Here is a 22077-nt window from a genome sequence, read left to right as displayed (position 1 = left end):
TACGGTTGATCAGAATTCGTCCCGGTTAGTGCCGATACGGATCGCGGAGCGGAACCACTCGCGCGCCGAACTCATCCTTGATCGCCTGCATCCTCGGACCGGGCGCGTAGAAGCGGCCCCTGGTCTCCCCGTACGGTGTGAGCCAGCCCTTGGCCGTCAGGTCGCGCAGGTCCCTGGCCGCCTGCCCCTGGCTGAGCGACTCGTCGAGCTGGTACCTGCTCCGGCGCAGCCGCCGGTTGACGAACACCTCGTAGAGCGCCGACACGGTCCGCGCGTTCAGCCCGTCGGCGTCGACCCGCTCCTCCAGGAGCATCCACACCTCTCCGGCCTCGGAAAGCCTCCGCTGAACCCGCTGCGCCTGCAGGTGGTGGGCGCGCAGGCAGAAACGCACCCAGCTCAGCGTGTCCCCGTGCGGGTTCCAGCGGCCGCCCTGTCCCTCGGCCAGGGCGTCGTAGTAGTCATAGGTGTTCCTGGCCTGTCCGAGCCACTCCTCGATCGAGGAGAACTCCGGGGTGGTGATCTGATCCCTGCCGAGCACCAGCGTCTGCAGGGCACGGGACATGCGGCCGTTGCCGTCCCGCCACGGGTGGATGCCCACCAGGTTGAAGTGAGCCATCGCCGCCCGCACGTGGCTCGGCGCTTCGAGGTCGCCCTCGTTCAGCCAGTCGACCAGCTCACCCAGCAGCCCAGGCACCTCCTCGGCGTCCGGGCCTTCGTAGACGACCTCACCGGTCGCGGAGTTGCGGACGTAGATGGCGCCGGGCCGTACCGTGCCCGGAGTCTTGTCCAGGTGATGGCCGATCATCATGAAGTTGAGCGCGTGGAGCAGGCCGGCGTCGAACCCGAACGCGGACGTTCGTGAGAGGACCTGGATGTAGGTCAGCGCCTGCTGGTATCCGGAGATCTCCCGGGCAACCGCGTCCGAGGTCTCCAAGGGGGCCTCACCGGCCATGATGGACTCGATGTCCTCGACGCCTGCTCGATAGCCCTCGATCGAGTTGGAGCCCTGGATGGCCCGCGCCTGGAGCTGGCGCCGGAGCTGGCCGTCCCAGCGATGGGTCTCCGCGAGGCGGTATCTCAGGTCGCGGCGCATCTCCTCGATCTCGCCGAGGACTGCTCTGTCGATGGCCTCCAGGGAAGGCGTGCCGTACAGCATGGATCCCATAACAGCATGGTCGAATCATTCGGTCAATTGACTCGATGATTCGTCCATTTATGTCGGTGGGGATTGTGTTTCCTCCGGCCTTCGGGGCGAAGGGGATGCGGGCGCGACGCCGACGAGCTTGGTGAGGAATCGTTCGATCTGCTCCTCCAGCGGAGGCCAGGGGAGGTCGGGCTGGTTGACCCGCATCGACACGGTGCCGTGGACGGCCGCCCTCAGATCCAGCGAGACCAAACGCCGACGGTTCGGCTGCCAGGGGGCTGAGGGCGGGTTTACCGGGGCGCGGGCTCGGTGTCAGTCGTCGATCGCCTGGTAGGTCGTGGTCCAGAAGTCGTGGATGACCCGCGCGGAATCCGGGGAGGACATCCCGACCTGGGTGAGCAGGATGCCGACGAGCTGGTTGTCCGGGTCGGCGTAGGTCGAGGTGCCGGCTCCGCCGTCCCAGCCGAACTGGCCGATGGGCGCGTAGTCACCGCGGTAGGTGCGCACCGCCATCCCGAAGCCCCAGCCGCCGTGCTGCCCCTGGCCGTATGACAGATGGACGGCGCTGCGAGCCCAGGCCTCTCGGGCGGCTGTCTGCTCGAGTGTGAGGCGGTTGGTGGTCATCAGCTCGACGGCGGACCGGGACAGGATCCGTTCGCTTCCGTGCATCCCGCCGTTCAGCAGCATCCGGAAGTAGGCGTGATAGTCGTCGACGGTCGAGTCGAGTCCGCCGCCGCCTGACGAGAACGCCGGAGGCGTGCTGTGGTGTCCCCCTTCGGCCTCGTCCTCCACATGGAACTCTCCGGTCTGCGGATCGGGGGAGTACAGGGGCGGCAGCCGGTCGATCTTGTCGGCGGGCACGTGAAAGCCCGTGTCGGTCATGCCCAGCGGGCCGAAGATACGTTCGCGCAGGAACGTCTCGAACGACTGGCCGGTGACCCTGGCCACCAGCACGCCGAGCAGGTCGTCGCCAAGGTTGTACAGCCACCGCTCGCCGGGCTGGTACATCAGCGGAAGCGTGCCCAGGCGGCGCAACCACTCATCCGGCCCCGGCGCCGGCAACAACCATCCGTCCTCCTGGCCGTAGACCCCCTGCCCGAAGAGCGCGCCCATCATCGGGGAGCCCATCGCCGTCGTATCCAATCCGAGCCCGAACGTGGAGGTCAGCACGTCCCGCACGATGATCGGACGCCGCGCCGGCACGGTGTCGTCCAGCGGGCTGTCGGGCCGCTTGAGCACCTTCCGGTCGGCGAGTTCGGGCAGCCACGGATCGACCGGGTCGTCCAGCCGCAGCCGGCACTCATCCAGCAGGACCATCGCCGCCGCCGCCGCGACCGGCTTGGTCGTCGAGGCCATCCGGAAGATGGTGTCCCGGCGCATCGGCGCGACACCGTCATGGCGCATCGTCCCCAGCGCTTCGACGTGCGTCTGGCCACCCCGGCTGACCAGGGCGACAAGCCCGGGAATCTTCTTGGACTCGACATGCCGCGCCAGCACGTCGTGCAGTCTGCGCAGCCCCTTTTCCGAGAAGCCGTCGTTGCTTTTTTCCATCATGAATCTCCTTACGTACAGTGTTCGGTGTGCGAGCCCCGGCGTCTGTCAGGTCAGATCCGGGGGCCGAGGAAGCAGCCGCCGGAGGCGTCGATGACCTGCCCGGTCACCCAGCGGCCCTCCTCGGAGGCCAGGAAGGCCACCACGTCGGCGATGTCGGCGGGCCAGCCGACCCGGGGGATGGCGTTGCCGCTGCCCACCATCTGCTGGACCTCGGGGCTGTCGAGCATCCACGGGTTCATGTCGGTGACCGTCGGGCCGGGCGCCACGGCGTTGACCGTGATGCCCCGCCCGCCGACCACCTGGGCCAGGGAGCGGCTGAGCACCTCGATGGCGGCCTTACTCATCGCGTAGGGCTGCTCGGGCATCGCGATTCTGGTCGCCGCGGTCGACAGGTTGATGATGCGGCCGCCGTCGTTCAGCAGGGGCAGGGCCCGCTGGATGATGAACAGCGGCGCCTTGGTGTTGACCGCGATCAGGTGGTCGAACGCCTCCGGGGTGATCGTCTCGATCGAGTCGGCGGTGACGGCGGCGTTGTTGACCAGGATGTCCAGCCGCACCTGGCCGGTCCACGCGGCAAGGCCCGCCTCCAAGGCGGCGAACAGGGTCTCCACGTCGCCAGGCACGCCCAGCTCGGCCCGGATCGGGAAGGCCCGGCCGCCGTCCTTGTCGATCAGGTGCACGGTCTCCCGGGCGGCCGTCTCGTTGTGGCCGTAGTGCACGGCCACCATCGCCCCGTCGGCCGCCAGCCGCCGCGCGATGGCCCGCCCGATGCCCCGCGAGGCCCCGGTCACCAGCGCCGCCTTGCCTGTCAAAGGCGTCATGTCGTCACTCCAGAAGTGGTCCGACTCTCCCGGCAACTAGGATCAACGCGAACAACCACCTGGAACAACGACAACATACGCAAGGCCGCATTAACCTCCGGGTTAACGCGCAGGAGGATCAGGGCGTCACCGCCGTGCTACGCGTCGGCACGATTCCCCTCAACATCCACGACCTGCGCCTCTACTGGGAGACCTTCCGCACCCGCCACCCGCAGTGGAAGCTGCACTTCCAGCACGCCCCCTTCAGCGACCCGTTCGCCGGGTTGCGCCGTGGCGACCTCGACGTCCTGATCTGCTGGCTGCCGGTCGAAGAACCCGACCTGACGGTGGGCTCGGTCCTGTTCGCCGACCCCCGGGTGGTGGCCGTGTCCACCGACCACGAACTCACCCGGCGCACCTCCGTCTCGCTGGAGATACTCGCCGACTTCCAGCACAGCGACGGCCCGTCCATACCGGACTACTGGGCCGACGGCTTCGCCCCGTTCTACACACGCAAGGGTCGGCGGATCGAACGCGGCCCCATGGTGAGCAGCACCGAGGAGATCTTCACCCTGACCAGCAGCGGGGAGATCGTGAACCTGTTTCCCGCCCACCTGACGCGCTATTGGAGCCGGCCCGACATCGCCTACCTGCCCATCAACGACATCGACGCCCTGCCGTACGCCCTGGTGTGGCGTGCCGAGACCGAGAACGACCTCATCCGGGCCTTCGCCCGAGTCGCCGCCGACCTCGGCATCCTTGCCCTCTGAGCCGCACATCCCGGGCACGTCAGGGTGGGGCAGGGCATGTGCCGTGAAGCGCCCTGCCCCACCGGGTCAGGAGGGCATGGGGAAGCTGACGGGGCTGCGGTGCCCGGCTGCGTCTACGGCCCGTACACCGAAGAAGACGTTGTCCTTGGACAGGTCGATGCGCACTTCGGTGACGTCGCCGACCGGGATGACGTGGGTCCAGTCCGGGCTGGTGGTCTCACGCCAGACGATTTCGTAACCGGCGAGGTCGGGTTCGGTGCCGCGGGGCCAGACGAGGTCGGTGTCGTTGGTGAGCTGATTGGTGCGGACCCTGGCGTTCTTGGGTGTGCCGGGAGCCTGGGCGAGTGACCAGAGGGTCGCGGCGTTGACGCGGGCAACGCGGGCGATGTAGGCGAAGTCGCAGAACTCGGGGAGGTCGCCGAACTGCTTGCCGTTCTCGACGCGTACGTCCTGGTGCTGGTGGTCGAAGTTCTCGTTGGGTTCGGTGAAGCGGGCGGCGGGATAGCCCTGTTCGAGGAAGCCGATGTGGTCACCGCCGCGGCGGTAACGGTCGCGGCGGTAGATGATCCGGACGTTCATGCCGGTGGCGTCGTTGTCGGCGACGTTCGCGACGAAGCGGGCGAGCTGGCGGGCGGGCGAGTCGTTCTCGCCGCCGACCGAGCGGCGGGTGTTCGCCTGGGCGGGGGTCTCGGCGGTGGGCACGCCCTCGGCGAAGAGCCGGACGGTTCGGGGGTCGCGGGTGCCGTCGTCGGCGGTGCTGCTGCCGACGATGTCGTTGGTGAACATCGCCTGCACGTCGGCGGCCGCGGCCTTGTACTGCCCGGCCATGTACCGCGCCCCGTACAGGTTCTGCTCCTCCCCCGCGACGGCGGCGAAGACGATGGTGGCCTTGGGCCGGCGGGTGGCCATGACGCGGGCGAGTTCCATGGCGACGGCCACGCCGGAGGCGTCGTCGTTGGCGCCCGGCGCGTCCGCGGTGGCGTTCATGACATCGGTGACCCGTGAGTCGTAGTGGCCTGACACCACGTATATCCGCTCAGGGGTGACGGAGCCGCGCAGGGTGGCGACGACGTTGGTGATGCGGGTGGCGGTGGGGATCCCGGAGGCGGGCTCTTGGATGTAGGACTGCAGTTCGACGGTCAGGCGCCCGCCGGACGCCGCGGCGTACCGCGTCATCTCGGCGAAGATCCAGTCGCGGGCGGCGCCGATACCGCGGCTCGGATCGTCCTGGGTGGAGAGGGTGTGCCTGGTGCCGAAACTCACGAGCTTGCGGACGGTGGCCTCGATGCGTCGCTGGTCGACGTCGCGTAGCAGGGCGCGCAGTTCGGCGTCGGGGTGCTGGTTGGTGGCGGGCCGGCCGGGACCGTTCGGCCTGCCTGAGTCCGCCGCCGCAGCCGTACGGCCGTCGAGGGTCACTCCCGCGGTCGCCACGGCTGCGGCAGCGGAGATGGAGAGGAAGGTCCGACGGCTGGCTTGACTGGACGGTTGAGAATCTTTGTTATCCACATGCGGGTTTTATCCAGACATAAAAGCTTTGTCCATAGTCTGATATGCCGCATCTGGGCTTCCCAGCCGTTCGTGCTCGCCGTCTGCGGATGCTCATCGCGGTGGGAAGGGGGGCTACGCTGCGATTATCTCGTCGGCTCCGCACCGATCAGGGATGAGAGAACATCGCGCAACTGTTGAACCCGCTGATAGTGGAGCCCCGTCATCCCCGCCGAATTCGCCGCGGTGACGTTGGCGAGGGTGTCGTCGACGAACAGGCAACGCGGCGAGGGAACACCCGACCGGTCTGCCGCGATTCGATAGACGCTCGCGTCGGGCTTGGCCACCCCGATGCGCGCGGTGTTCACGACGGCGTCCACCGCGTCGGCCAGTCCCAGCCGGGCGAGATCGGCTTCCAGCCGGGTGGTGGCGTTGGAGATCAGCACGACGGGAACATGCCGGCGCGCCGCGGTCAGCAGGCCCAGCACTTCCTCGTCGACCTGGCCGGTCAGGGTCTCCCACTCGGCGACCAGGGCGCGAGCCCTGTCCGGCGATCCGCACGCGGCCACCAGGTCTTCCGCGATGCCCGAACGCCACTCCTCATCCGTGACGACACCGGTGATGGCCGGCAGGAGACGCTCGGGGCGGAAGGCGGCCGCCGCAAGCGTTCCGGCGGGAAGTCCGTATGCGCGATCAAGCCCCGGCATCCCGTCCGGATCCCACAGCCGAAGGACTCCATCGATGTCGCACAGCACCGCGTCGAAGGACAGCAAACTCATGGACGGCGATCCTGCCAGGGGCTACGCCGCCACGCATCTCCATGATTTACGGCACCGGAAAATCGGCGACATCGTCCTCACTCATTTCCAACACGACCGCTTACCGCGAAGTCCCTGAGACCACCTCACCACGTGGTCGGCGCCGGAAATCCTTCGGGTACGTCCGATGTGCGAGGCGCCTACGGCCCGGCCGGAGGTTTCCCAGGCCGAGCTGGAGTACGGCTCCGTCAGGCCGGAATGGCGCCGAGCTGTCGCATCTGCGAGAAGACGTCGACGACCCCCCAGATCTCCGCGATTCGGCCGCCGGCGAAGCGGACGATGAAGATCTCGTTGTACGTGATGGACTTCCCGGTTGGCAGGAGGCCCCTGTACTCACCCTGGTGGGTCCCGGTGACCGTGTTCCTGCTGACGACCTTGTCCCCCTCCGCGATCACATCCTCGACCTCGACGTGAATGTCGGGGAACGCGCGAAGGAGCACCGCCCACACGTGCTTGATCGCCTGCGCCCCCGTCACATCCATCGGCACCGGCGCGTGGAACAGCATGTCCGGCTCGACGACCTCGTCGATCGTCTTCGAGATGACCTCCGCGTCGCCGGTGTTCACGGCGTCATGGAAGCGGCGGAACGTCTCCTTGTTGCCTGTTTCCTGGGCTGTGGGCATGTGGCCCCTCCTCGGGTCGATACGAATGTCCGGGTGGTTGTCGCCGCTCACAGCGGGGACTCAGCCACCGGTGTGCGACAGCCCGTCCGGGCGGGAAAGGTCGTCGCTCACATCCGGTCGACGAACGGGCATCCGCCCGAGGGACGGCCCGGGTCAGGGATGTTCGAGCCGCCGGGTCAGGAACCGCCGCTCGGGGGTCGAGGTGGCCAGTTCAATCGCCCGGCGGTACGCCGCCCGGGCCTCGGTCTCACGGCCGAGACGGCGCAACAGTTCGCCGCGGGTCGAGTGGAAATAGAGGTAGCCGTCCAGGTCGAGGCGGTCGACGGCGCGCAACGCCGCGGCGGGGTCGCCGGCTTGGGCGACCGCCACGGCGCAGTTGAGCTCGACCACCGGGGAGCCGGTGAGGTCAACCAGCCGCCGGTACATCTCGGCGACCTGCGGCCAGTTGATCCGCTCGCGCGTCTGCAGCGACGCGATCACGGCCTGAACGACATAGGCGCCGCGCCCGCCCAGCACGAGCGCCCGATCGAGCGCCGCCCGTCCCGCCTCGATCTGGCGCATGTCCCACAGCGACCGGTCCTGATCGTCGAGCAGCACCAGATCCTCGCCGGAGAACCGGGCCCGCCGCCGGGCGTGGTGGATCGTCATCAGTGCGAGCAGCCCGTGCGCCTCAGGTTCGTCCGGCATACCCGCGGCGAGCACTCGCCCCAGGCGGACGGCTTCGGCACCGAGGTCGACCCGGCCGCGGTAGCCCTCGTTGTAGATCAGGTAGATGACGGCGAGCACCGCGTCGAGGCGGTCGGGAAGCAGATGCGCGCCGGGAACCGCGAACGGGATCCCGGCCAGCTTGATCTTGTTCTTGGCGCGGGACAGGCGGCGTCTCATGGTCTCCTCGGAGACCATGAAGGCCCGGGCGATATCGGCGGTCTCCAGGCCGCCGAGGGCCCGCAGCGTGAGCGCCACCTGCCCTTCCAGCGGCAGCGCCGGATGGCAGCAGGTGAAGATCAGCTCAAGCCGTTCGTCCTTGATCACGCTGTCGTCGAACTCGTCCATGACGGCCTCGGGTGCCGGTAGCAGATGGATCTTCTCGGCCAGGGTGCGCTCCCGGCGGAGCCGGTCGATCGCCCGGTTGCGGGCCGTCGTCACCAGCCACGCACCCGGGTTGTCCGGCATGCCCGACGTGGGCCAGCGCCGCACCGCGATCGCAAACGCCTCCTGCGCGGCTTCCTCGGCCCTGTCGAAGTCACGGAGGAACCCGACCAGCGAGGCCAGCACCCGGCCCCACTCGTCGCGGAACACCTCCTCGAGCACGGTCAGCGCCGCACCACCGGTCTGACCTCCACCACGCCGCCGAGCCGGGCGGCCGGGATGCGCGCCGCCAGCTCGATCGCCTCGTCCAGATCGGCCGCCTCGATCAGGCAGAAGCCGCCGAGCACCTCCTTGGTGTCCGCGAACGGGCCGTCGGTCATCAGCGTCCGGCCGCCGGTCACCCGCACACCGGTCGCCGTCTCGGCGGGCTGCAGCTGCGCGCCGACGACGCACCGGGCGTCATCGGTCAACGCGAAATACTCCGCGTACGCCGCCTCGCGTTCCGCATCGGACAGCGCCTCGAGGCGGCCGGGATCGTTGTAAATCATCAGGGCGTACTGCATCACGACCTCCGGGGCAGTGGGCTCTCCCCTGCACGACGAACGAGCAGTCACGCAAGGGACAACCGCCGGCATTTTTTCTGATTTCAGGACAGCCGAGACGCTAGTCGCCGAACCCGGAGTGGAACACCTCGACCCTGCGGGCCGGATGAACCGGCGTCTCCGTGACGCGACGAAGGAACGGCCCGCCCCCACGAGGGGACGGGCCGTTCCGGGTGGTGCGGGTCAGGCCGCGGCGTGCTCGGCGACCTGGGCCGAGGTGAGCGCGATCTCGAGGACCTCGCGCACGTCGCTCACCACGTGGATGGTGAGCTCGCTGCGGACGGCCTCGGGAACGTCGTCCAGGTCCGGCTCGTTGCGGGCCGGGATCAGCACGGTGGTGATGCCCGCCCGGTGGGCGGCCAGCAGCTTCTGCTTGACCCCGCCGATCGGGAGCACCCGGCCGGTGAGGGAGACCTCACCGGTCATCGCCACGTCGTTCCTGACCGGGCGGCCCGAGAGCAGCGAGGCCAGGGCCGTGATCAGCGTGACACCGGCCGACGGGCCGTCCTTGGGAACGGCTCCGGCGGGGAAGTGGATGTGCACCGAGCGGTCCTTGAGGGACGCCACGGGCAGCTCCAGCTCCGCGCCCCGCGAGCGCAGGTAGGAGAGCGCGATCTTGGCCGACTCCTTCATGACGTCGCCGAGCTGACCGGTCAGGGTCAGGCCGGTGTCGCCGGTCTCCGGGTCTGCCAGGGACGCCTCCACGTAGAGGACGTCACCGCCCGCTCCGGTGACCGCGAGGCCGGTGGCCACGCCGGGCACCGCCGTGCGCTGGCGGGACTCCGGAAGCGAGGACTCCGGCACGTGGCGCGGACGGCCGAGGTAGGGGACCAGGTCTCCCACCGTCACGGGCAGTTCGCCCTCGCCGAGCGCGATGTTGGCGGTGATCTTACGCAGGATCCTGGCGATCGAACGCTCCAGGGACCGGACTCCGGCCTCCCGGGTGTATTCGCCCGCCAGCCTGCGCAGCGCGTCCTCCTCGACGGTGACGTCCTCGACGGTGAGGCCGGCCTTGTCGAGCTGGCGCGGGAGCAGGTGGTCGCGGGCGATCGCGACCTTCTCGTCCTCGGTGTAGCCGTCGAGCGTCACGATCTCCATGCGGTCGAGCAGCGGGCCGGGTACGGACTCCAGCACGTTGGCGGTCGCCAGGAAGAGCACGTCGCTGAGGTCGAGCTCGACCTCCAGGTAGTGGTCGCGGAAGGTGTGGTTCTGCGCCGGGTCGAGCACCTCGAGCAGCGCGGCGGTCGGGTCGCCCCGGTAGTCGGAGCCGACCTTGTCCACCTCGTCGAGCAGCACGACCGGGTTCATCGAACCGGCCTCGCGGATCGCGCGGACGATCCGGCCGGACTGGGCGCCGACGTAGGTGCGCCGGTGACCGCGGATCTCGGCCTCGTCGCGGACGCCGCCGAGGGCGACGCGGACGAACTTGCGGCCCATCGCACGGGCGACGGACTCACCGAGGGAGGTCTTGCCGACTCCGGGAGGACCGGCCAGCGCGAGCACGGCGCCGCTGCGACGGCCGCCGACCACGCCGAGGCCCTTCTCGGCCCTGCGGCCACGGACGGCGAGGTATTCGATGATCCGGTCCTTGACGTCGTCGAGGCCGGTGTGGTCGGCGTCGAGGATCTTGCGAGCCTCGGCGATGTCGTAGGAGTCCTCGGTCCGCTCGTTCCACGGGAGGTCGAGGACGGTGTCGAGCCAGGTGCGGATCCAGCCGGTCTCGGGAGACTGGTCGGAGGTCCGCTCCAGCTTGTCGACCTCCTTGATCGCGGCTTCGCGCACCTTCTCCGGCAGGTCGGCGGCCTCGACGCGGGCGCGGTAGTCCTGCTCCTCGGTCTCCGGGGAGGAGCCGTTGAGCTCGGACAGCTCCTTGCGAACCGCGGCCAGCTGCTGGCGGAGCAGGAACTCGCGCTGCTGCTTCTCCATGCCCTCCTGGACGTCCTTGCGGATCGTCTCGGCCACGTCGAGCTCGGCCAGGTGCTCACGCGACCACTCGACCAGCTTCTCCAAGCGGTCGGCCGGGTCGGCGGTCGCCAGGATCTCGGCCTTGCGCTGGGTGCTCAGCCAGGGGGCGTAACCGGAGTTGTCGGCGAGGATCGACGGGTCGTCCATCTGGTTGACCGCGTCGACGACCTGCCACGCGCCCCGCTTCTGCAGGATGGTGGTGGCCAGCGCCTTGTACTCCTTGGCCAGCTCGTGGGCGCGCTCGTCGGCCTCGACGACGTCGATCACGGTCACCTGCACCCACAGGGCCGCGCCCGGTCCGGTCGTGCCGGAACCCACGCGGACGCGGTCGACACCGCGCACCACGGCCGCGGGCTCTCCTCCGGGCAGCCTGCCCACCTGCTCGACGATCGCCCTCACGCCCACGGGGCCGTATCTTCCGTCGATCCGGGGAACGAGGAGGACCTGGGGCTTGTTGTCAGCAAGAGCCTGAGCGGCGTCGATCGCGGCGCGGACTTCGGTCTCGGACAGGTCCAGGGGGACCACCATGCCCGGCAGCACGACCTCGTCGTCGAGCGGCAGGACCGGGAGGATCAAGCTCTCACTCATTTGAACTCCAAGGGTTGAGTTATACCGACTCAAGTAATGGGAGCCCTCAAATGTTCCCGAGATTGAGCGTGTTCGCTGTGAGCGATCGTAATCGTGTAATTAAAGCCGCGAAACGCTCGCTGTCCATCACCTCCATCGCCCTTCACCGCTCCCGCCCTCACGCTTCGCCCGCTCCTGTCGCCCTCAGGGGTGACGTCGTGGATCACTCCGTGGTACGACGCGGATCCCGGCCCCGTTCCCTAGGCTGATCGGATGACCCCCAGCTCCCCGTGGCAGGTGCTCACCCGGCGTGCGCAGCCGGTACGGGAGACCGTCATGCGGCTGGTCCATCCGCTCGTCGAGGCCCTGGCGACCGGATCACCCGATCCGGCCCGCCCCCGGTCGCGCCGCCTCCGCCGCCGCACGCCGCAGGCGCTGGGGCTACTGCCGTTCCGGGCGATCGACCTGGTCCTGGTGGGCGACCTGCTACTTGCCTTCCTCCTCTTCGGCGCCGGCCTGTCCTCCCTCCAGGACGCGGCGACCGAGACACACTCGCTCCTCGACCCACAGGGGCTCGTCTTCGCGGCCCTGGCCTTCTCCCTGCCGCTCGCGCTCCGCGACCGGTGGCCGCTGGCCGCCTGGCGGTCGGCGGTCCTGCTGGTTCCCCTGGGCACGGTCGTCTCGCAGCAACTCCTCGACGGCATCCCCTACACCGCGGCCGCCGCGATCACTTATGTGCTCGTGGTCTACACGGTCGCGGTCCGCTCCGAACGGCACATCACCGTGGGCGCGTGGGTCGTCTCGGTCCTCGGCGCCTGGATGCTCCATCCCGACTCGATGGCCGTCGCCACCGGCATCGTCACGGTGACCGTCCTGTTCGGCCACAACGTGCGCGCCCGGCGGCTGGCCATCGGCCTCCTGATCCAGGAGGAGCGGCGAAGCGAGCGGGCACTGGCCGGGCAGGCCGTGCTGGAGGAGAGGGCCAGGATCGCCAGGGAACTCCACGACGTCGTCGCCCACCACATGTCGGTGATCGCCATCCAGGCGGAGGCCGTACCGCTGCAGGCGGCCGGGGACGCCAGGCGCCTCGAGGAGGGGCTGGGAGAGATCCGGGTGCTCTCGCTCGCGGCCATGACCGAGATGCGCCGCGTGCTGGGTGTGCTCAGGGACGGGGACGGGCGCACGGACACCGCGCCGCAGCCGGGCCTCGGCCGCCTGGAGGAGCTCGTCGGCACCGCACGCTCGGCCGGGCTCACCGTGACGCTCAAGCTGGGCGGCAACCTGACCGGGCTGCCCGAGGCGGTGAGCCTGTCCGCCTACCGGATCGCGCAGGAGTCACTGAGCAACGCCATGCGACACGCACCCGGCTCGACCGTCTCGGTGAGGATCACCCGGTCCGGCACCGAGCTTCACCTCCGGGTGAGGAACGACACCGGGAGCCCCTCCCCCGCAGAACCGGGACATATAGGGCACGGCCTGATCGGGATGCGGGAACGGGTGTCCATGCTCGGTGGAAGCCTGTGGGCCGGACCGGTCGGGCCGGGCTTCGCGGTCACCGCCATACTGCCGATCATGGAGAAAGCGTGACGATCCGGGTGCTCATCGCCGACGATCAGGGCATGGTCAGGACCGGGTTCACCGTTTTCCTGGACTCCCAGCCGGACATCGAGGTCGTGGGCGAGGCGGCCGACGGCCGCCAGGCCGTGACCAGGGTCGCCGAGCTGCGGCCCGACGTGGTGCTGATGGACGTGCGGATGCCGGTCATGGACGGGCTGGCGGCGACCCGGGAGATCCTCTCCTCCGATGGTCTCCTGCCGAAGGTCCTGATCCTCACCACGTTCGACCTCGACGACTACGTCTACGAGGCGCTGCGGGCGGGGGCCAGCGGGTTCCTGCTCAAGGACGCCTCGGCGCAGCAGCTGGCCGAGGCCGTCCGGGTGGTCGCGGCCGGGGACGCGCTGCTCGCCCCCTCCGTGACCAGGCGGCTCATCGCGGATTTCGCCCGCGTCGGGCCGCGTCGCCCGCGCGGCCGGCTGGACGACATCACCGAGCGCGAGACCGAGGTGCTCGCCCTCATCGCGCAGGGCCTGTCCAATCAGGAGATCGCCGGGGAGCTCGTGCTGTCGGAGCAGACGGTGAAGACCCACGTGGGCCGGATCCTGGCGAAGCTCAACCTGCGCGACCGCGCCCAGGCGATCGTCCACGCCTACGAGACGGGCCTGGTCCGGCCGGGCGAGTGATTCCTCTCCCTCCCGGGACCGGCCGATCAGCCCGGGGTGGAACGGACGGTCCCCCGGAACCCCGCAGGCGAACGGAGATCGGCCCCGAGGAGGGCGGACCGGTGATCGTCCTCACTCCCGAGGGGGAGCGGGAAGGTGGCCTCTCCGGGGCGATGTGGGTGACGGACCTCGGCTCCTAGCGTCCTGTCCGGTTCCTCCAGACCGGACAGGAGATCTTCATGTTCCGCCGCCTACTCGCCGTGGCAGCCGCCGTCGCGCTCACCTACGTGATCGTCCCCCCGCCCCGGGGCGACCGGATCATCCGGGTGTACGGCGACCTTCGTACGGCCGAGCACGTCGCGGTCGTCGTCCCGGGCACCGACACCACGGCCGCCACCTTCGACGGCGGCAGGGTCAGGCCGTACATCACGCCGGGGGGCGGCGCGCGGGCGGTGCTGGCCGAGGCCCGGGTGCTGGAACCGGGGGCCAGGCTGGCGGTGGTCGCCTGGCTCGGCTACGACAGCCCGGCGACGGTCAGCCTTGAGACGGTGACCGTCGAGTCCGCCGCGAAGGGGGCCGTGGGGCTGCGGCGATATGTCACCGAGACCCTTCGGGGCAGGCGGGTCAGCCTGCTCTGTCACAGCTACGGATCGGTCGTGTGCGCCAAGGCCGCTCCCGGATCGGGCGTCGCCGCCATCGCGGTCTTCGGCAGCCCCGGGCTCGACGTCTCCTCCGCCGCCGAGCTGGGCGGCGTCCCGCTGTGGGTGGGGAGCGGCAGCCGGGACTGGATGCGTGACGTGCCCAAACTCCGGCTCGGCCCGCTCGGCTTCGGCCCGGACCCGGCGGATCCCGCCTTCGGCGCCCGCCTGTTCGCGACCGGCGCCGCCGGGCACAGCGACTATCTCAAGCCCGGCGGCGAATCCCTGCGCAACCTCACGCTGATCGCCCTCGGACGGGCCGGCGAGGTGTCCCGTGGCTGACCTCGCGCACCGTACGGCGGCGCCCGCGAGAAGCGCCCCGGAGGCGCGCGGCGGATGGGTCCTGCGGATCGGGAGCGCGACTCCCCTCGCCAGGGACCGGGGGGTCGACGCGCTGAGGGCGCTGGCGATCCTGGGCGTGGTCCTGGGACACTGGCTGGTCACGGCGTGGGCACTCGCGCCCACGGGGGCGGTGCGCATCTCCAGCCCGCTCGGTCATCTGCCGATGTTCACCCCGCTCTCGTGGGTGTTCCAGACGTTGGCGGTGTTCTTCTTCGTCGGCGGCTACGCGGCGGCTCGGAGCCGCCTGTCAGCCTCGACCTCGACCTCGACCTCGGCTACGGCTACGGCTACGGCTACGGCGCGGAGCCAACCGCCTGCCGCGACGCGTCCGGCCGGGGCCTGGGTGCGGGCCAGGACGGCCAGGTTGCTGGGACCGGTGGTGCCGCTGCTGCTGGTCTGGGCGGGGATCGCGGCGGGGATGGCACTGCACAGGATGCCGTTCGGGACGATCAGGGCGCTGACGCTCCCGGCGGTCGGACCGCTCTGGTTCCTGGCGGTCTTCGTCGCGCTCACCGCGGCCACTCCCCTGCTCCTGCGCCCGCGCCCGCTCGTGACGGCGGTCGTGGCGGGCGCGGTCGTGCTCGGGGTGGACGTGGCCAGGTTCTGGCTCGACGGTCCCGCCTGGCTGAAGTGGGCGAATCTGGCGGCCGGGTGGCTGGTGCCGTACGCGCTGGGGATCGCCTGGGCGAATGGGGCGTTCGCCTCGCGCCGGACGGCGGCGGGACTCCTGGCCGGCGGTACGGCCGGGGCGGTGGTGCTGATCGCCGGGTTCGGATACCCGGCGAGCATGGTGGGCGTGACGGGCGCGGAGGTCTCCAATCTCAGCCCGCCCACGCTCGCCGCGGTCTGCTTCGGAATCGCCCAGGTAGGGCTGGCGCTTCTGGTCAGGGATCCGCTGACCCGGCTGATGCGGCGACCCGGGCTGTGGGCGGTGGTGGCGCTGGCCAACGCGTCCGCAATGACGATCTTCCTGTGGCACCAGACCGCGCTGACCGTGACCGCCGTGGCCGCGCTGCGCTTCGGCGAGGTCCCCGGGCTGCTGTCCACGCCCGACGAGCCGATCTGGCTGCTGCACCGGCTGGCCTGGTTCCCGGTGCTCGCCGCACTTCTGTCGATCATCTGGCTGTCCGTTTTCGCCAAAGGAAGGTTTAATGACAGGGTGTCGTCATCGGCTTGACGAGGTCTCCCAATCTTTGTGACACTGTGTCGTGAAAGAGCCCTTCGACGCGGAGTGATCATGAGCGAGTCGCCGTTCTCCGAAGTACTCAGGAACGCCACCTGGAGCGACCACGAGTCGGCCGAGGACGACAGCTACCTCAAGGCGCTGATGGCAGGGCAGCTCAGCCGCGAGGCCTACGGCGAGATGGTCGCCCAGCACTACTTCGCCTACCTGGCCCTCGACGGCGCCTCCAAGGCACTCGCCGGCGACCCGATCGCCGCGCCGTTCGTCTTCCCCGAGCTCTACCGCGAGGAGGCGCTGGTCCGCGACCTGGAGACGATCTACGGCGTCGGCTGGAGGTCCCGGATCGAGCCCTCCAAGCCGACCCTGACCCTGGTCGCCCGCATCAACCAGGTCGCCGACCGGCCGGGCGGCTACGTCGCCCACCACTACACCCGTTACATGGGCGACCTTTCCGGCGGCCAGTTCATCCGGATGGAGCTCCAGAAGATCTACGGCTACGGGCCGGGCGGCGGCGTCGACTTCTACCGCTTCGACGAGGTCGGCAGCCTGCCCCGATTCAAGAACGAGTATCGTGCCCGGCTGGACGCCCTGCCCCTGAGCGACGCCGACAAGCAGCACCTGATCCGCGAGACCAAGCTCGCCTACCTGCTCAACACCGAGGTCCTGGGCGAGCTCGGCCGGGTCGTGCGGGCCGAGCTCGCCGCCTGACGGGAGTCCCCGGCGTCACGGCGCCGGGGTGCGGTGGCCGCGGAAGGCGGCCTCCAGGGCCAGGCGCCAGTGCCGGTCGGCCTGATCGCCGCCGGCCAGGGAGCCTCGCAGTTCCAGGCTGGCCAGTCCGTGCACCAGGGCGTTGAGGTGGACCGCGATGTCGTAGGGGTCGGACGGGGCGAACCGGCCCGCGTCGACGCACCGCGCGACGGCGGCGACCAGGGTGTCGAACGTCCCCTGGATCTGTGCCAGGGCCGCCTCGTCGGGCCGGAAGTCCGCGATGGGACGTCCGAACATCAACTCGTACAGGTGGGGATTGGCCAGGGCGGCGGCCCGATAGGCGTATCCGAGTGCCATCAGGTCGGCTTCGGGGTCGCCGTCGCGAGGCACCGCGGCGAACTCCCGGGCGAGCCGGGCGAACCCCTCCAGGAACATCGCCCGCAACAGGCCGGTCTTGTCGCCGAAGAGGTTGTACACGGCGGTCGTCGAGCTGCCCACTTCCTGGGCCACTCGCCTGGTGCTCAGCGCCTGTGGGCCTTCTTCGGCGAGCAGCCGCCCGGCGGCGTCCAGAAGGTCTCGGCGTAACTCGTCGTAATCGCGTGTGCGGGGGCGTGCCATTTGACAAGCATACCGTAACACTGTTTCATAACACCATTACCAAATGGCTCCCCTCCTGCGGCCCACCAGGCGCCCCAGGAGGAACCACATCGGAGGCCCCCATGTCCGCTCCGTCCGACCTGCATGTCGTCCTCGGTGCCGGCGGCGCCATCGGCAGCTCCGTGGTCCGCGAACTCGCCGCCCGCGGACACCGCGTCCGTGCGGTCAACCGCAGTGGCCGGGTGCCGGCGCTGCCCGGCGTCGAGGCCCACCGGGGAGACATCACCTCGGCCGAGGGCGCCAAGGCCGCGTGCGACGGCGCCCATGTCGTCTATCACTGCGCCGCCCCCGCCTACCAACGGTGGGTGGAGGAGTTCCCCCGCATGACCGACGCGGTGCGCGAGGGGGCGGTCGCCTCGGGTGCCAAGCTGATCTTCGCCGACAACCTGTACATGTACGGCCCCGTCAGCACGCCCATGACCGAGGACATGCCGTACGCCGCCCGCAATCCCAAGGGCCGCGTCCGCGCCGAGATGTCCGAGGCGCTCCTGGCGGATCACCGTTCCGGCAGGCTGCGCGTCGCCATCGGCAGAGCGTCCGACTACTACGGCCCCGGCGGCGTCAACACCGTCGTCGGCGCGACGGTGTTCGGCGCCGCGCTCCAGGGAAAGGTCGCCCGCTGGGTCGGGCCGCTCGACCAGCCCCACTCGTTCAGCTACCTGCCCGACATCGCCAGGGGACTCGTGACACTCGGCGACGACGTGCGGGCGGACGGCCAGGCCTGGCACCTTCCGGCGGCGGAACCGCTGACGGGGAGGCGGTTCCTCGACCTGGTGTTCGCGGAGCTGGGCCGTCCCGTCAAGGCCGCGCCCCTGGGGCGCTTCATGCAGCGCGCCCTCGGGCTGGTGAATCCCACCGTCCGCGCCCTCGGCGAGACCTGGTACCAGCGCGATCGCCCCTTCGTGACCGATGCCTCGAGGTTCACGCGCACCTTCGGCCCGTTCACCGTGACACCGAACCCCGATGCCGTCGCCGCCACCCTCGACTGGTACCGCGCGAATCCCACGCCGTGAAGGGCTCTCCGGCATCGCCCCGAGGACCTTCGGCCCCGGTGATCGAAAAGGGTGGCGGGTGTTCCCGTTCGGACGGGAACACCGGCCACCCGATCAACGGCACCGGCCGTCCGGCGCAGCCGGGCGTGAGCCGAGGCGTCGGAACGCGTGGGGCCCGAAACGGCCTCAGGCGGCCCGTCGGTCTCCCATGGCCGCGCGGCGTCAGAACGCGTACGGCCCGAACCGGCCCCAGGCCACGAAGGCTGCCATCACCAGGAGCACGATGTTGACGGCGATCCCGGGATACTCCCCACGCCGGGCGTGCACGATCGTGGCGCCGATCATCGTGATCACCAGGCCGGCGGCGGCGAGCGGCGTCAGCACGGTCAGGATTCCGGTGAGGGCGGGAAGGATCAGCCCGACCGCGGCCAGCACCTCCACGATGCCGATCGTCTTGACCTGGCCGTCGGAGAAGTCCTCCACCCATGGCATCTTGCCGCTCAGCTCGCTGCGGGACTTGGTGGCCTTGGTCAGACCGCCCATGAGGAAGGTCGCGGCGAGCAGTGCCTGCACGACCCAGAGGATGACGTTCATTGTGAGCTCCGAGGAGATAAGTGAAGGCAGCCCTTCGTTTGCCGGAGACCGTAGCATAAACGCAGGCATTCCTTAACTTTGTAGGATCACCCTATGGACGCGTGCAAACGGCGGGGGCTGCGCAAGGATGCCGAGATGAACCGGGAGCGCATCCTGCTGGCGGCTCGCATCGCCTTCCGCGAGCGCGGCCTCGAGGTTCCGCTGGAGGAGATCGCCCGCCGGGCCGAGGTGAACATCGCCACGCTCTACCGGCGATTCCCCGACCGCGAGACCCTCATCGAGGCGATCATGGCCGACCGGATGGCGGAGTTCGCCGCGGTCGCCAGGGCCGCGGAGCTGGCCGCCGACCCGTGGGAGGGTTTCCGCGGGCTGATCGAGCACCTCTGCGGCATGCAGGCCGAGGATCAGGGCGTGACCGAGGCCTTCACCTCCTGTTTCCCCGCCTCCCAGGCGCTGGAGGGCCCGCGGGCGCGGGCGATGACGGCGGTGGACCGGGTCATCAAGCGCGCCAGGGACGCCGGGGCGCTGCGCGCCGACTTCACCGGCCAGGACCTGATGCTGATCCTGATGGCCAACGCCGGCGTGCTCGGCTCGACGCGGTGCGCGGCGCCGGACGCGTGGCGGCGACTGGTCGCCCTGATCCTCGACGCCTGCCGCGCCGACCGGACCGGAGACCCGCTTCCTCCCGCCCCCACGGCGGAGGACCTGCACACCGCGATGCTCACGGCCCGCCCGCAGCGCTGACCACCTCCGGTCTTGAGGGGGTCTCAAACGACCCCGACCGTCACGTCGGCGTTGTGCGACCATGGAACGGTGCCCCGGATCTCAGCCGCGACCATCGGCGAACATCGCGCCCAGACGCGAGATCGCATCCTGCGCGCGGTTTCGCGGCTCTCCCGCGACCAGGGCATCGACGCCATTTCCATGACCGACGTGGCAAGCGAGGCCGAGATCACCCGGACCGTCCTCTACAACTACTTTCCCGACAAGGCCGCGCTGCTGCTGGCCTTCACCGAACGGGTGACGCACTACTTCATCGAGAGCTATCAGCAGGAGCTGCCCGAGCAGGCCTCCCCCGCCGAACAGCTGCGGGTGTTCGTCAGGCTCCAGCTCACCGGGCTGCTCGCCCACCCCCACCCCGGCCCCGCCGACCTGTCCGCGGCCCTGGGCCCCGATGCCTACCAGCGCCTGGCCGACCATGTCGCGCCGATGCAGCGCATCCTGACCGGCATCATCGACAGCGGCGTGGCCTCGGGCGACTTCCAGGCCCCCGACGTGGCCGCCACCGCCCGGATCATCCTCACCGTCATCGGCGCCGAACGGGTGCCGCTGCTCAGCGGCTCCGTCACGCTGGAGAAAGCCGAGGAGATCGTCTCCGGCTTCGTGCTCCGCGCCCTGGGCGCCTGACCCACGTCCGTCCCGCCCCATCGGCGCCCCGGCCGACTGCCGGGGCACGAGCCCGTACACCGATGTTCGCGCCGGAGCGGAGGTCAACGCCCGGAAGGCGTCTCACAGAGAGCCGCGGGCTCACCGGGTGAGATTGAATCGACGGGTGAGCGTCGGGATGGCACCCCGTGGATGGCCATCTGACAAACACCCGCCGAAAGGTGCGTTTCGGCTGTTGCCGAGGGGCGGACCCCGGCTGCTACGGTCCGCCCATGTCCGCCGTGAAGGTACAAATCACCCCGCGATCGCTCGATCGGATACCCGGCTGGTTCTGGATCACGGACCAGCTGCTCTTCGAATGGTTCCTGTCGGCGAAGGCCGAGGGAGAACCGCGAGGCGACCTGCTCGAGCTCGGGACGTATCTGGGCAAGAGCGCGGTCATGGTCGGCAGTCATCTGCGCTCCGGAGAGACCTTCACCGTCTGCGACCTCTTCGAGTCCGACGCCCCCGAGGCGGCGAACGACGCCGAGACGAGCCGCTCCTACTCCACCCTCACCCGTGAGAAGTTCGAGCAGAACTACCTGGGCTTCCATCACACGCTCCCGGGCATCATCCACGGACCGACCGCGATCGTCCTCGACCACGTCGCGGCCAAATCCTGCAGGTTCGTCCACGTGGACGCCTCGCATCTCTACATCCACGTCCGGCAGGACGTTCTCTCGGCGCGGGAGGTCCTGCAGGACGACGGGATCGTCGTCTTCGACGACTACCGGAGCGAGCACACCCCGGGCGTGGCGATGGCGGTCTGGGAGGCGGTGGCGAACCTGGGCCTGGCACCGATATGTGTCAGCAACCACAAGCTCTACGCGACCTGGGGAGACGCGGCGCCGATCCAGGCCCGCCTGCTGCGATGGCTGGAGTCCCGCCCGGACCTGTGGCACACCACGGACGCGTTCGACGGCTGGCAGCTCGTCCGGGTCAACGAGCGTAAGAAGCCCGCGGCCCCCGCCCCCGGCGGCGATCCCGCCACGCTGAAGAAACTTAGCGGCGAACTCCAGCGCACCACGGTGGAGCTGAAGAAGGCCGTGGCCGAATCACAGGCGGCCACCCAGGCCCTCAGGAAGGTCACCTCGGAGATCAGCCTGGCGGGCCCCGTGGTCCAGCGCGCCGTTCGATGGACCCGCAGGATCACCCGGGGCAAGAGCTCCTAGGGGGTCCGCGCGGGCCTCGGCGCTCTGGCCCCGCCCGGCGAGTCATGACCCCGGCCCGGCCCGCCGGGATGCCGGGGCCGTCCGTGTTGACGTGCGTGCCTGGGTGATCGAGCATCCGGGCCATGAACCGACGAGTCCGGCTCCGCATCATCCGATGCGGGGCCGGAGGGTGAGTCGGCGTGTTTCTAGATGATGAAGCCGGTCGCGACGAGCTTGTTGGTGCCGTTGAAGACGCCGCCGACATTCCAGTAGACGACCACATCACCGTTGCCGCGGACGGAGATGAGATCGGCCACCCCGTCGTTGTTCATGTCCGTGAACTTGGTTCGTGCCGGGTCGGTGAAGCCGGACGCGACGAGCTTGTTGCCGCTGAAGACGCCGCCGACATTCCAGTAGACGACCACGTCGCCATTGGCACGGATGGAGATCAGATCGGGCAGCCTGTCGTTGTTCATGTCCGCGAACCTGGTCGCCGCCGGCTCCTTGAAACCGCCCGCGACGAGCTTGTTGGTGCCGTTGAAGACGCCCCCGACATTCCAGTAGACGACCACATCACCGTTGGCACGCATCGAGATCAGATCGGCCACACCGTCACTGTTCATGTCCGCGAATCTGGTCCGGGCCGGCTCCTTGAAACCGGACGCGACAAGCTTGTTGGTGCCGTTGAAGA

The 22077-nt window shown here is 69.6% G+C and carries 22 protein-coding genes; 10 read left to right on the top strand and 12 right to left on the bottom strand.

Annotation, left to right across the window (positions count from 1 at the left end):
• Positions 1-25: 25 nt before the first annotated feature.
• The 3 genes from CHC08_RS34775 to CHC08_RS34760 form a co-directional block, all read right to left on the bottom strand.
• Positions 26-1165, bottom strand: a complete 1140-nt coding sequence (locus CHC08_RS34775) for a Fic family protein (protein ID WP_245878744.1) — start codon at positions 1163-1165, stop codon at positions 26-28.
• A 291-nt stretch (positions 1166-1456) separates the two neighbouring features.
• Positions 1457-2698 (bottom strand): serine hydrolase domain-containing protein, encoded by a 1242-nt coding sequence (locus CHC08_RS34765; protein WP_179282383.1) that lies wholly within the window; start codon positions 2696-2698, stop codon positions 1457-1459.
• Positions 2699-2748: 50 nt separating this feature from the next.
• Positions 2749-3519, bottom strand: a complete 771-nt coding sequence (locus CHC08_RS34760) for an SDR family oxidoreductase (RefSeq protein ID WP_089211620.1) — start codon at positions 3517-3519, stop codon at positions 2749-2751.
• Between the two features lie 134 nt (positions 3520-3653).
• On the opposite strand from CHC08_RS34760, the gene CHC08_RS34755 reads away from it, so the two are divergent.
• A complete protein-coding gene (locus tag CHC08_RS34755; RefSeq protein WP_245878743.1) occupies positions 3654-4268 on the top strand; it encodes a LysR family substrate-binding domain-containing protein in 615 nt (204 codons plus the stop codon).
• A 66-nt stretch (positions 4269-4334) separates the two neighbouring features.
• On the opposite strand, the gene CHC08_RS34750 is transcribed toward CHC08_RS34755, so the two are convergent.
• From CHC08_RS34750 to lon, 6 genes are all read right to left on the bottom strand, one after another.
• Positions 4335-5699: a M28 family metallopeptidase gene (locus tag CHC08_RS34750; RefSeq protein ID WP_218825636.1), complete on the bottom strand. Its 1365-nt coding sequence runs from the start codon at positions 5697-5699 to the stop codon at positions 4335-4337.
• A 200-nt stretch (positions 5700-5899) separates the two neighbouring features.
• On the bottom strand, positions 5900-6532 hold the full coding sequence (locus tag CHC08_RS34745) for an HAD family hydrolase (protein ID WP_089211618.1): 633 nt from the start codon (positions 6530-6532) through the stop codon (positions 5900-5902).
• A 227-nt stretch (positions 6533-6759) separates the two neighbouring features.
• Entirely contained in the window at positions 6760-7194 is a 435-nt protein-coding gene (locus tag CHC08_RS34740) for an ester cyclase (RefSeq protein WP_089211617.1), read from the bottom strand.
• A 153-nt stretch (positions 7195-7347) separates the two neighbouring features.
• Positions 7348-8505: an RNA polymerase sigma factor gene (locus CHC08_RS34735; RefSeq protein WP_179282381.1), complete on the bottom strand. Its 1158-nt coding sequence runs from the start codon at positions 8503-8505 to the stop codon at positions 7348-7350.
• Positions 8506-8507: 2 nt separating this feature from the next.
• Entirely contained in the window at positions 8508-8846 is a 339-nt protein-coding gene (locus CHC08_RS34730; RefSeq protein WP_089211616.1) for a YciI family protein, read from the bottom strand.
• Positions 8847-9068: 222 nt separating this feature from the next.
• Positions 9069-11438 (bottom strand): endopeptidase La, encoded by a 2370-nt coding sequence (gene lon / locus CHC08_RS34725; RefSeq protein ID WP_089211615.1) that lies wholly within the window; start codon positions 11436-11438, stop codon positions 9069-9071.
• 252 nt (positions 11439-11690) lie between these two features.
• Between lon and CHC08_RS34720 the strand changes: the two genes are divergently transcribed.
• The 5 genes from CHC08_RS34720 to CHC08_RS34700 all read left to right on the top strand — a co-directional run bounded on the left by CHC08_RS34720 (position 11691) and on the right by CHC08_RS34700 (position 16567).
• Positions 11691-13004, top strand: a complete 1314-nt coding sequence (locus CHC08_RS34720; RefSeq protein ID WP_089211614.1) for a sensor histidine kinase — start codon at positions 11691-11693, stop codon at positions 13002-13004.
• Entirely contained in the window at positions 13001-13657 is a 657-nt protein-coding gene (locus CHC08_RS34715) for a response regulator (protein ID WP_089211613.1), read from the top strand. The genes CHC08_RS34720 and CHC08_RS34715 overlap by 4 nt, the downstream gene beginning before the upstream one ends.
• Before the next feature lie 218 nt (positions 13658-13875).
• The gene (locus CHC08_RS34710) at positions 13876-14616 is read left to right on the top strand and encodes an alpha/beta hydrolase (RefSeq protein WP_089211612.1); all 741 of its coding nucleotides are present in this window, start codon (positions 13876-13878) and stop codon (positions 14614-14616) included.
• A complete protein-coding gene (locus tag CHC08_RS34705) occupies positions 14609-15853 on the top strand; it encodes an acyltransferase family protein (protein WP_245878742.1) in 1245 nt (414 codons plus the stop codon). The genes CHC08_RS34710 and CHC08_RS34705 overlap by 8 nt, the downstream gene beginning before the upstream one ends.
• Before the next feature lie 60 nt (positions 15854-15913).
• Positions 15914-16567: a biliverdin-producing heme oxygenase gene (locus CHC08_RS34700; protein WP_089211659.1), complete on the top strand. Its 654-nt coding sequence runs from the start codon at positions 15914-15916 to the stop codon at positions 16565-16567.
• Between the two features lie 15 nt (positions 16568-16582).
• Here the strand turns inward: CHC08_RS34700 and CHC08_RS34695 are convergent, their stop codons facing one another.
• Positions 16583-17185: a TetR/AcrR family transcriptional regulator gene (locus CHC08_RS34695; protein WP_089211611.1), complete on the bottom strand. Its 603-nt coding sequence runs from the start codon at positions 17183-17185 to the stop codon at positions 16583-16585.
• Between the two features lie 101 nt (positions 17186-17286).
• On the opposite strand from CHC08_RS34695, the gene CHC08_RS34690 reads away from it, so the two are divergent.
• Positions 17287-18237: an NAD-dependent epimerase/dehydratase family protein gene (locus CHC08_RS34690; protein WP_089211610.1), complete on the top strand. Its 951-nt coding sequence runs from the start codon at positions 17287-17289 to the stop codon at positions 18235-18237.
• A 201-nt stretch (positions 18238-18438) separates the two neighbouring features.
• On the opposite strand, the gene CHC08_RS34685 is transcribed toward CHC08_RS34690, so the two are convergent.
• Entirely contained in the window at positions 18439-18810 is a 372-nt protein-coding gene (locus tag CHC08_RS34685; protein ID WP_089211609.1) for a DoxX family protein, read from the bottom strand.
• 93 nt (positions 18811-18903) lie between these two features.
• Between CHC08_RS34685 and CHC08_RS34680 the strand changes: the two genes are divergently transcribed.
• The 3 genes from CHC08_RS34680 to CHC08_RS34670 all read left to right on the top strand — a co-directional run bounded on the left by CHC08_RS34680 (position 18904) and on the right by CHC08_RS34670 (position 21407).
• Positions 18904-19554, top strand: a complete 651-nt coding sequence (locus tag CHC08_RS34680; RefSeq protein WP_089211608.1) for a TetR/AcrR family transcriptional regulator — start codon at positions 18904-18906, stop codon at positions 19552-19554.
• Positions 19555-19623: 69 nt separating this feature from the next.
• Positions 19624-20217, top strand: a complete 594-nt coding sequence (locus CHC08_RS34675; RefSeq protein ID WP_089211607.1) for a TetR/AcrR family transcriptional regulator — start codon at positions 19624-19626, stop codon at positions 20215-20217.
• A gap of 251 nt (positions 20218-20468) precedes the next feature.
• Entirely contained in the window at positions 20469-21407 is a 939-nt protein-coding gene (locus CHC08_RS34670) for a class I SAM-dependent methyltransferase (protein ID WP_089211606.1), read from the top strand.
• A gap of 185 nt (positions 21408-21592) precedes the next feature.
• On the opposite strand, the gene CHC08_RS34665 is transcribed toward CHC08_RS34670, so the two are convergent.
• On the bottom strand, positions 21593-22077 hold a 485-nt coding region (locus tag CHC08_RS34665; RefSeq protein WP_143653460.1), incomplete at its 5' end, for an FG-GAP repeat domain-containing protein.

It is taken from the genome of Streptosporangium subroseum, assembly GCF_900188345.1.
Taxonomy (GTDB): domain Bacteria; phylum Actinomycetota; class Actinomycetes; order Streptosporangiales; family Streptosporangiaceae; genus Streptosporangium; species Streptosporangium subroseum.
This window is presented reverse-complemented; position numbering and strand designations above follow the sequence as displayed.

Coding starts and splice junctions, on each gene's coding strand:
- CHC08_RS34685 (WP_089211609.1), bottom strand. CDS start 18,810: ATGAACGTCATCCTCTGGGTCGTGCAGGCACTGCTCGCCGCGACCTTC.
- CHC08_RS34695 (WP_089211611.1), bottom strand. CDS start 17,185: ATGGCACGCCCCCGCACACGCGATTACGACGAGTTACGCCGAGACCTT.
- CHC08_RS34730 (WP_089211616.1), bottom strand. CDS start 8,846: ATGCAGTACGCCCTGATGATTTACAACGATCCCGGCCGCCTCGAGGCG.
- CHC08_RS34760 (WP_089211620.1), bottom strand. CDS start 3,519: ATGACGCCTTTGACAGGCAAGGCGGCGCTGGTGACCGGGGCCTCGCGG.
- CHC08_RS34775 (WP_245878744.1), bottom strand. CDS start 1,165: ATGGGATCCATGCTGTACGGCACGCCTTCCCTGGAGGCCATCGACAGA.
- CHC08_RS34765 (WP_179282383.1), bottom strand. CDS start 2,698: ATGATGGAAAAAAGCAACGACGGCTTCTCGGAAAAGGGGCTGCGCAGA.
- CHC08_RS34720 (WP_089211614.1), top strand. CDS start 11,691: ATGACCCCCAGCTCCCCGTGGCAGGTGCTCACCCGGCGTGCGCAGCCG.
- CHC08_RS34710 (WP_089211612.1), top strand. CDS start 13,876: ATGTTCCGCCGCCTACTCGCCGTGGCAGCCGCCGTCGCGCTCACCTAC.
- CHC08_RS34680 (WP_089211608.1), top strand. CDS start 18,904: ATGGACGCGTGCAAACGGCGGGGGCTGCGCAAGGATGCCGAGATGAAC.
- CHC08_RS34690 (WP_089211610.1), top strand. CDS start 17,287: ATGTCCGCTCCGTCCGACCTGCATGTCGTCCTCGGTGCCGGCGGCGCC.
- lon (WP_089211615.1), bottom strand. CDS start 11,438: ATGAGTGAGAGCTTGATCCTCCCGGTCCTGCCGCTCGACGACGAGGTC.
- CHC08_RS34700 (WP_089211659.1), top strand. CDS start 15,914: ATGAGCGAGTCGCCGTTCTCCGAAGTACTCAGGAACGCCACCTGGAGC.
- CHC08_RS34740 (WP_089211617.1), bottom strand. CDS start 7,194: ATGCCCACAGCCCAGGAAACAGGCAACAAGGAGACGTTCCGCCGCTTC.
- CHC08_RS34670 (WP_089211606.1), top strand. CDS start 20,469: ATGTCCGCCGTGAAGGTACAAATCACCCCGCGATCGCTCGATCGGATA.
- CHC08_RS34745 (WP_089211618.1), bottom strand. CDS start 6,532: ATGAGTTTGCTGTCCTTCGACGCGGTGCTGTGCGACATCGATGGAGTC.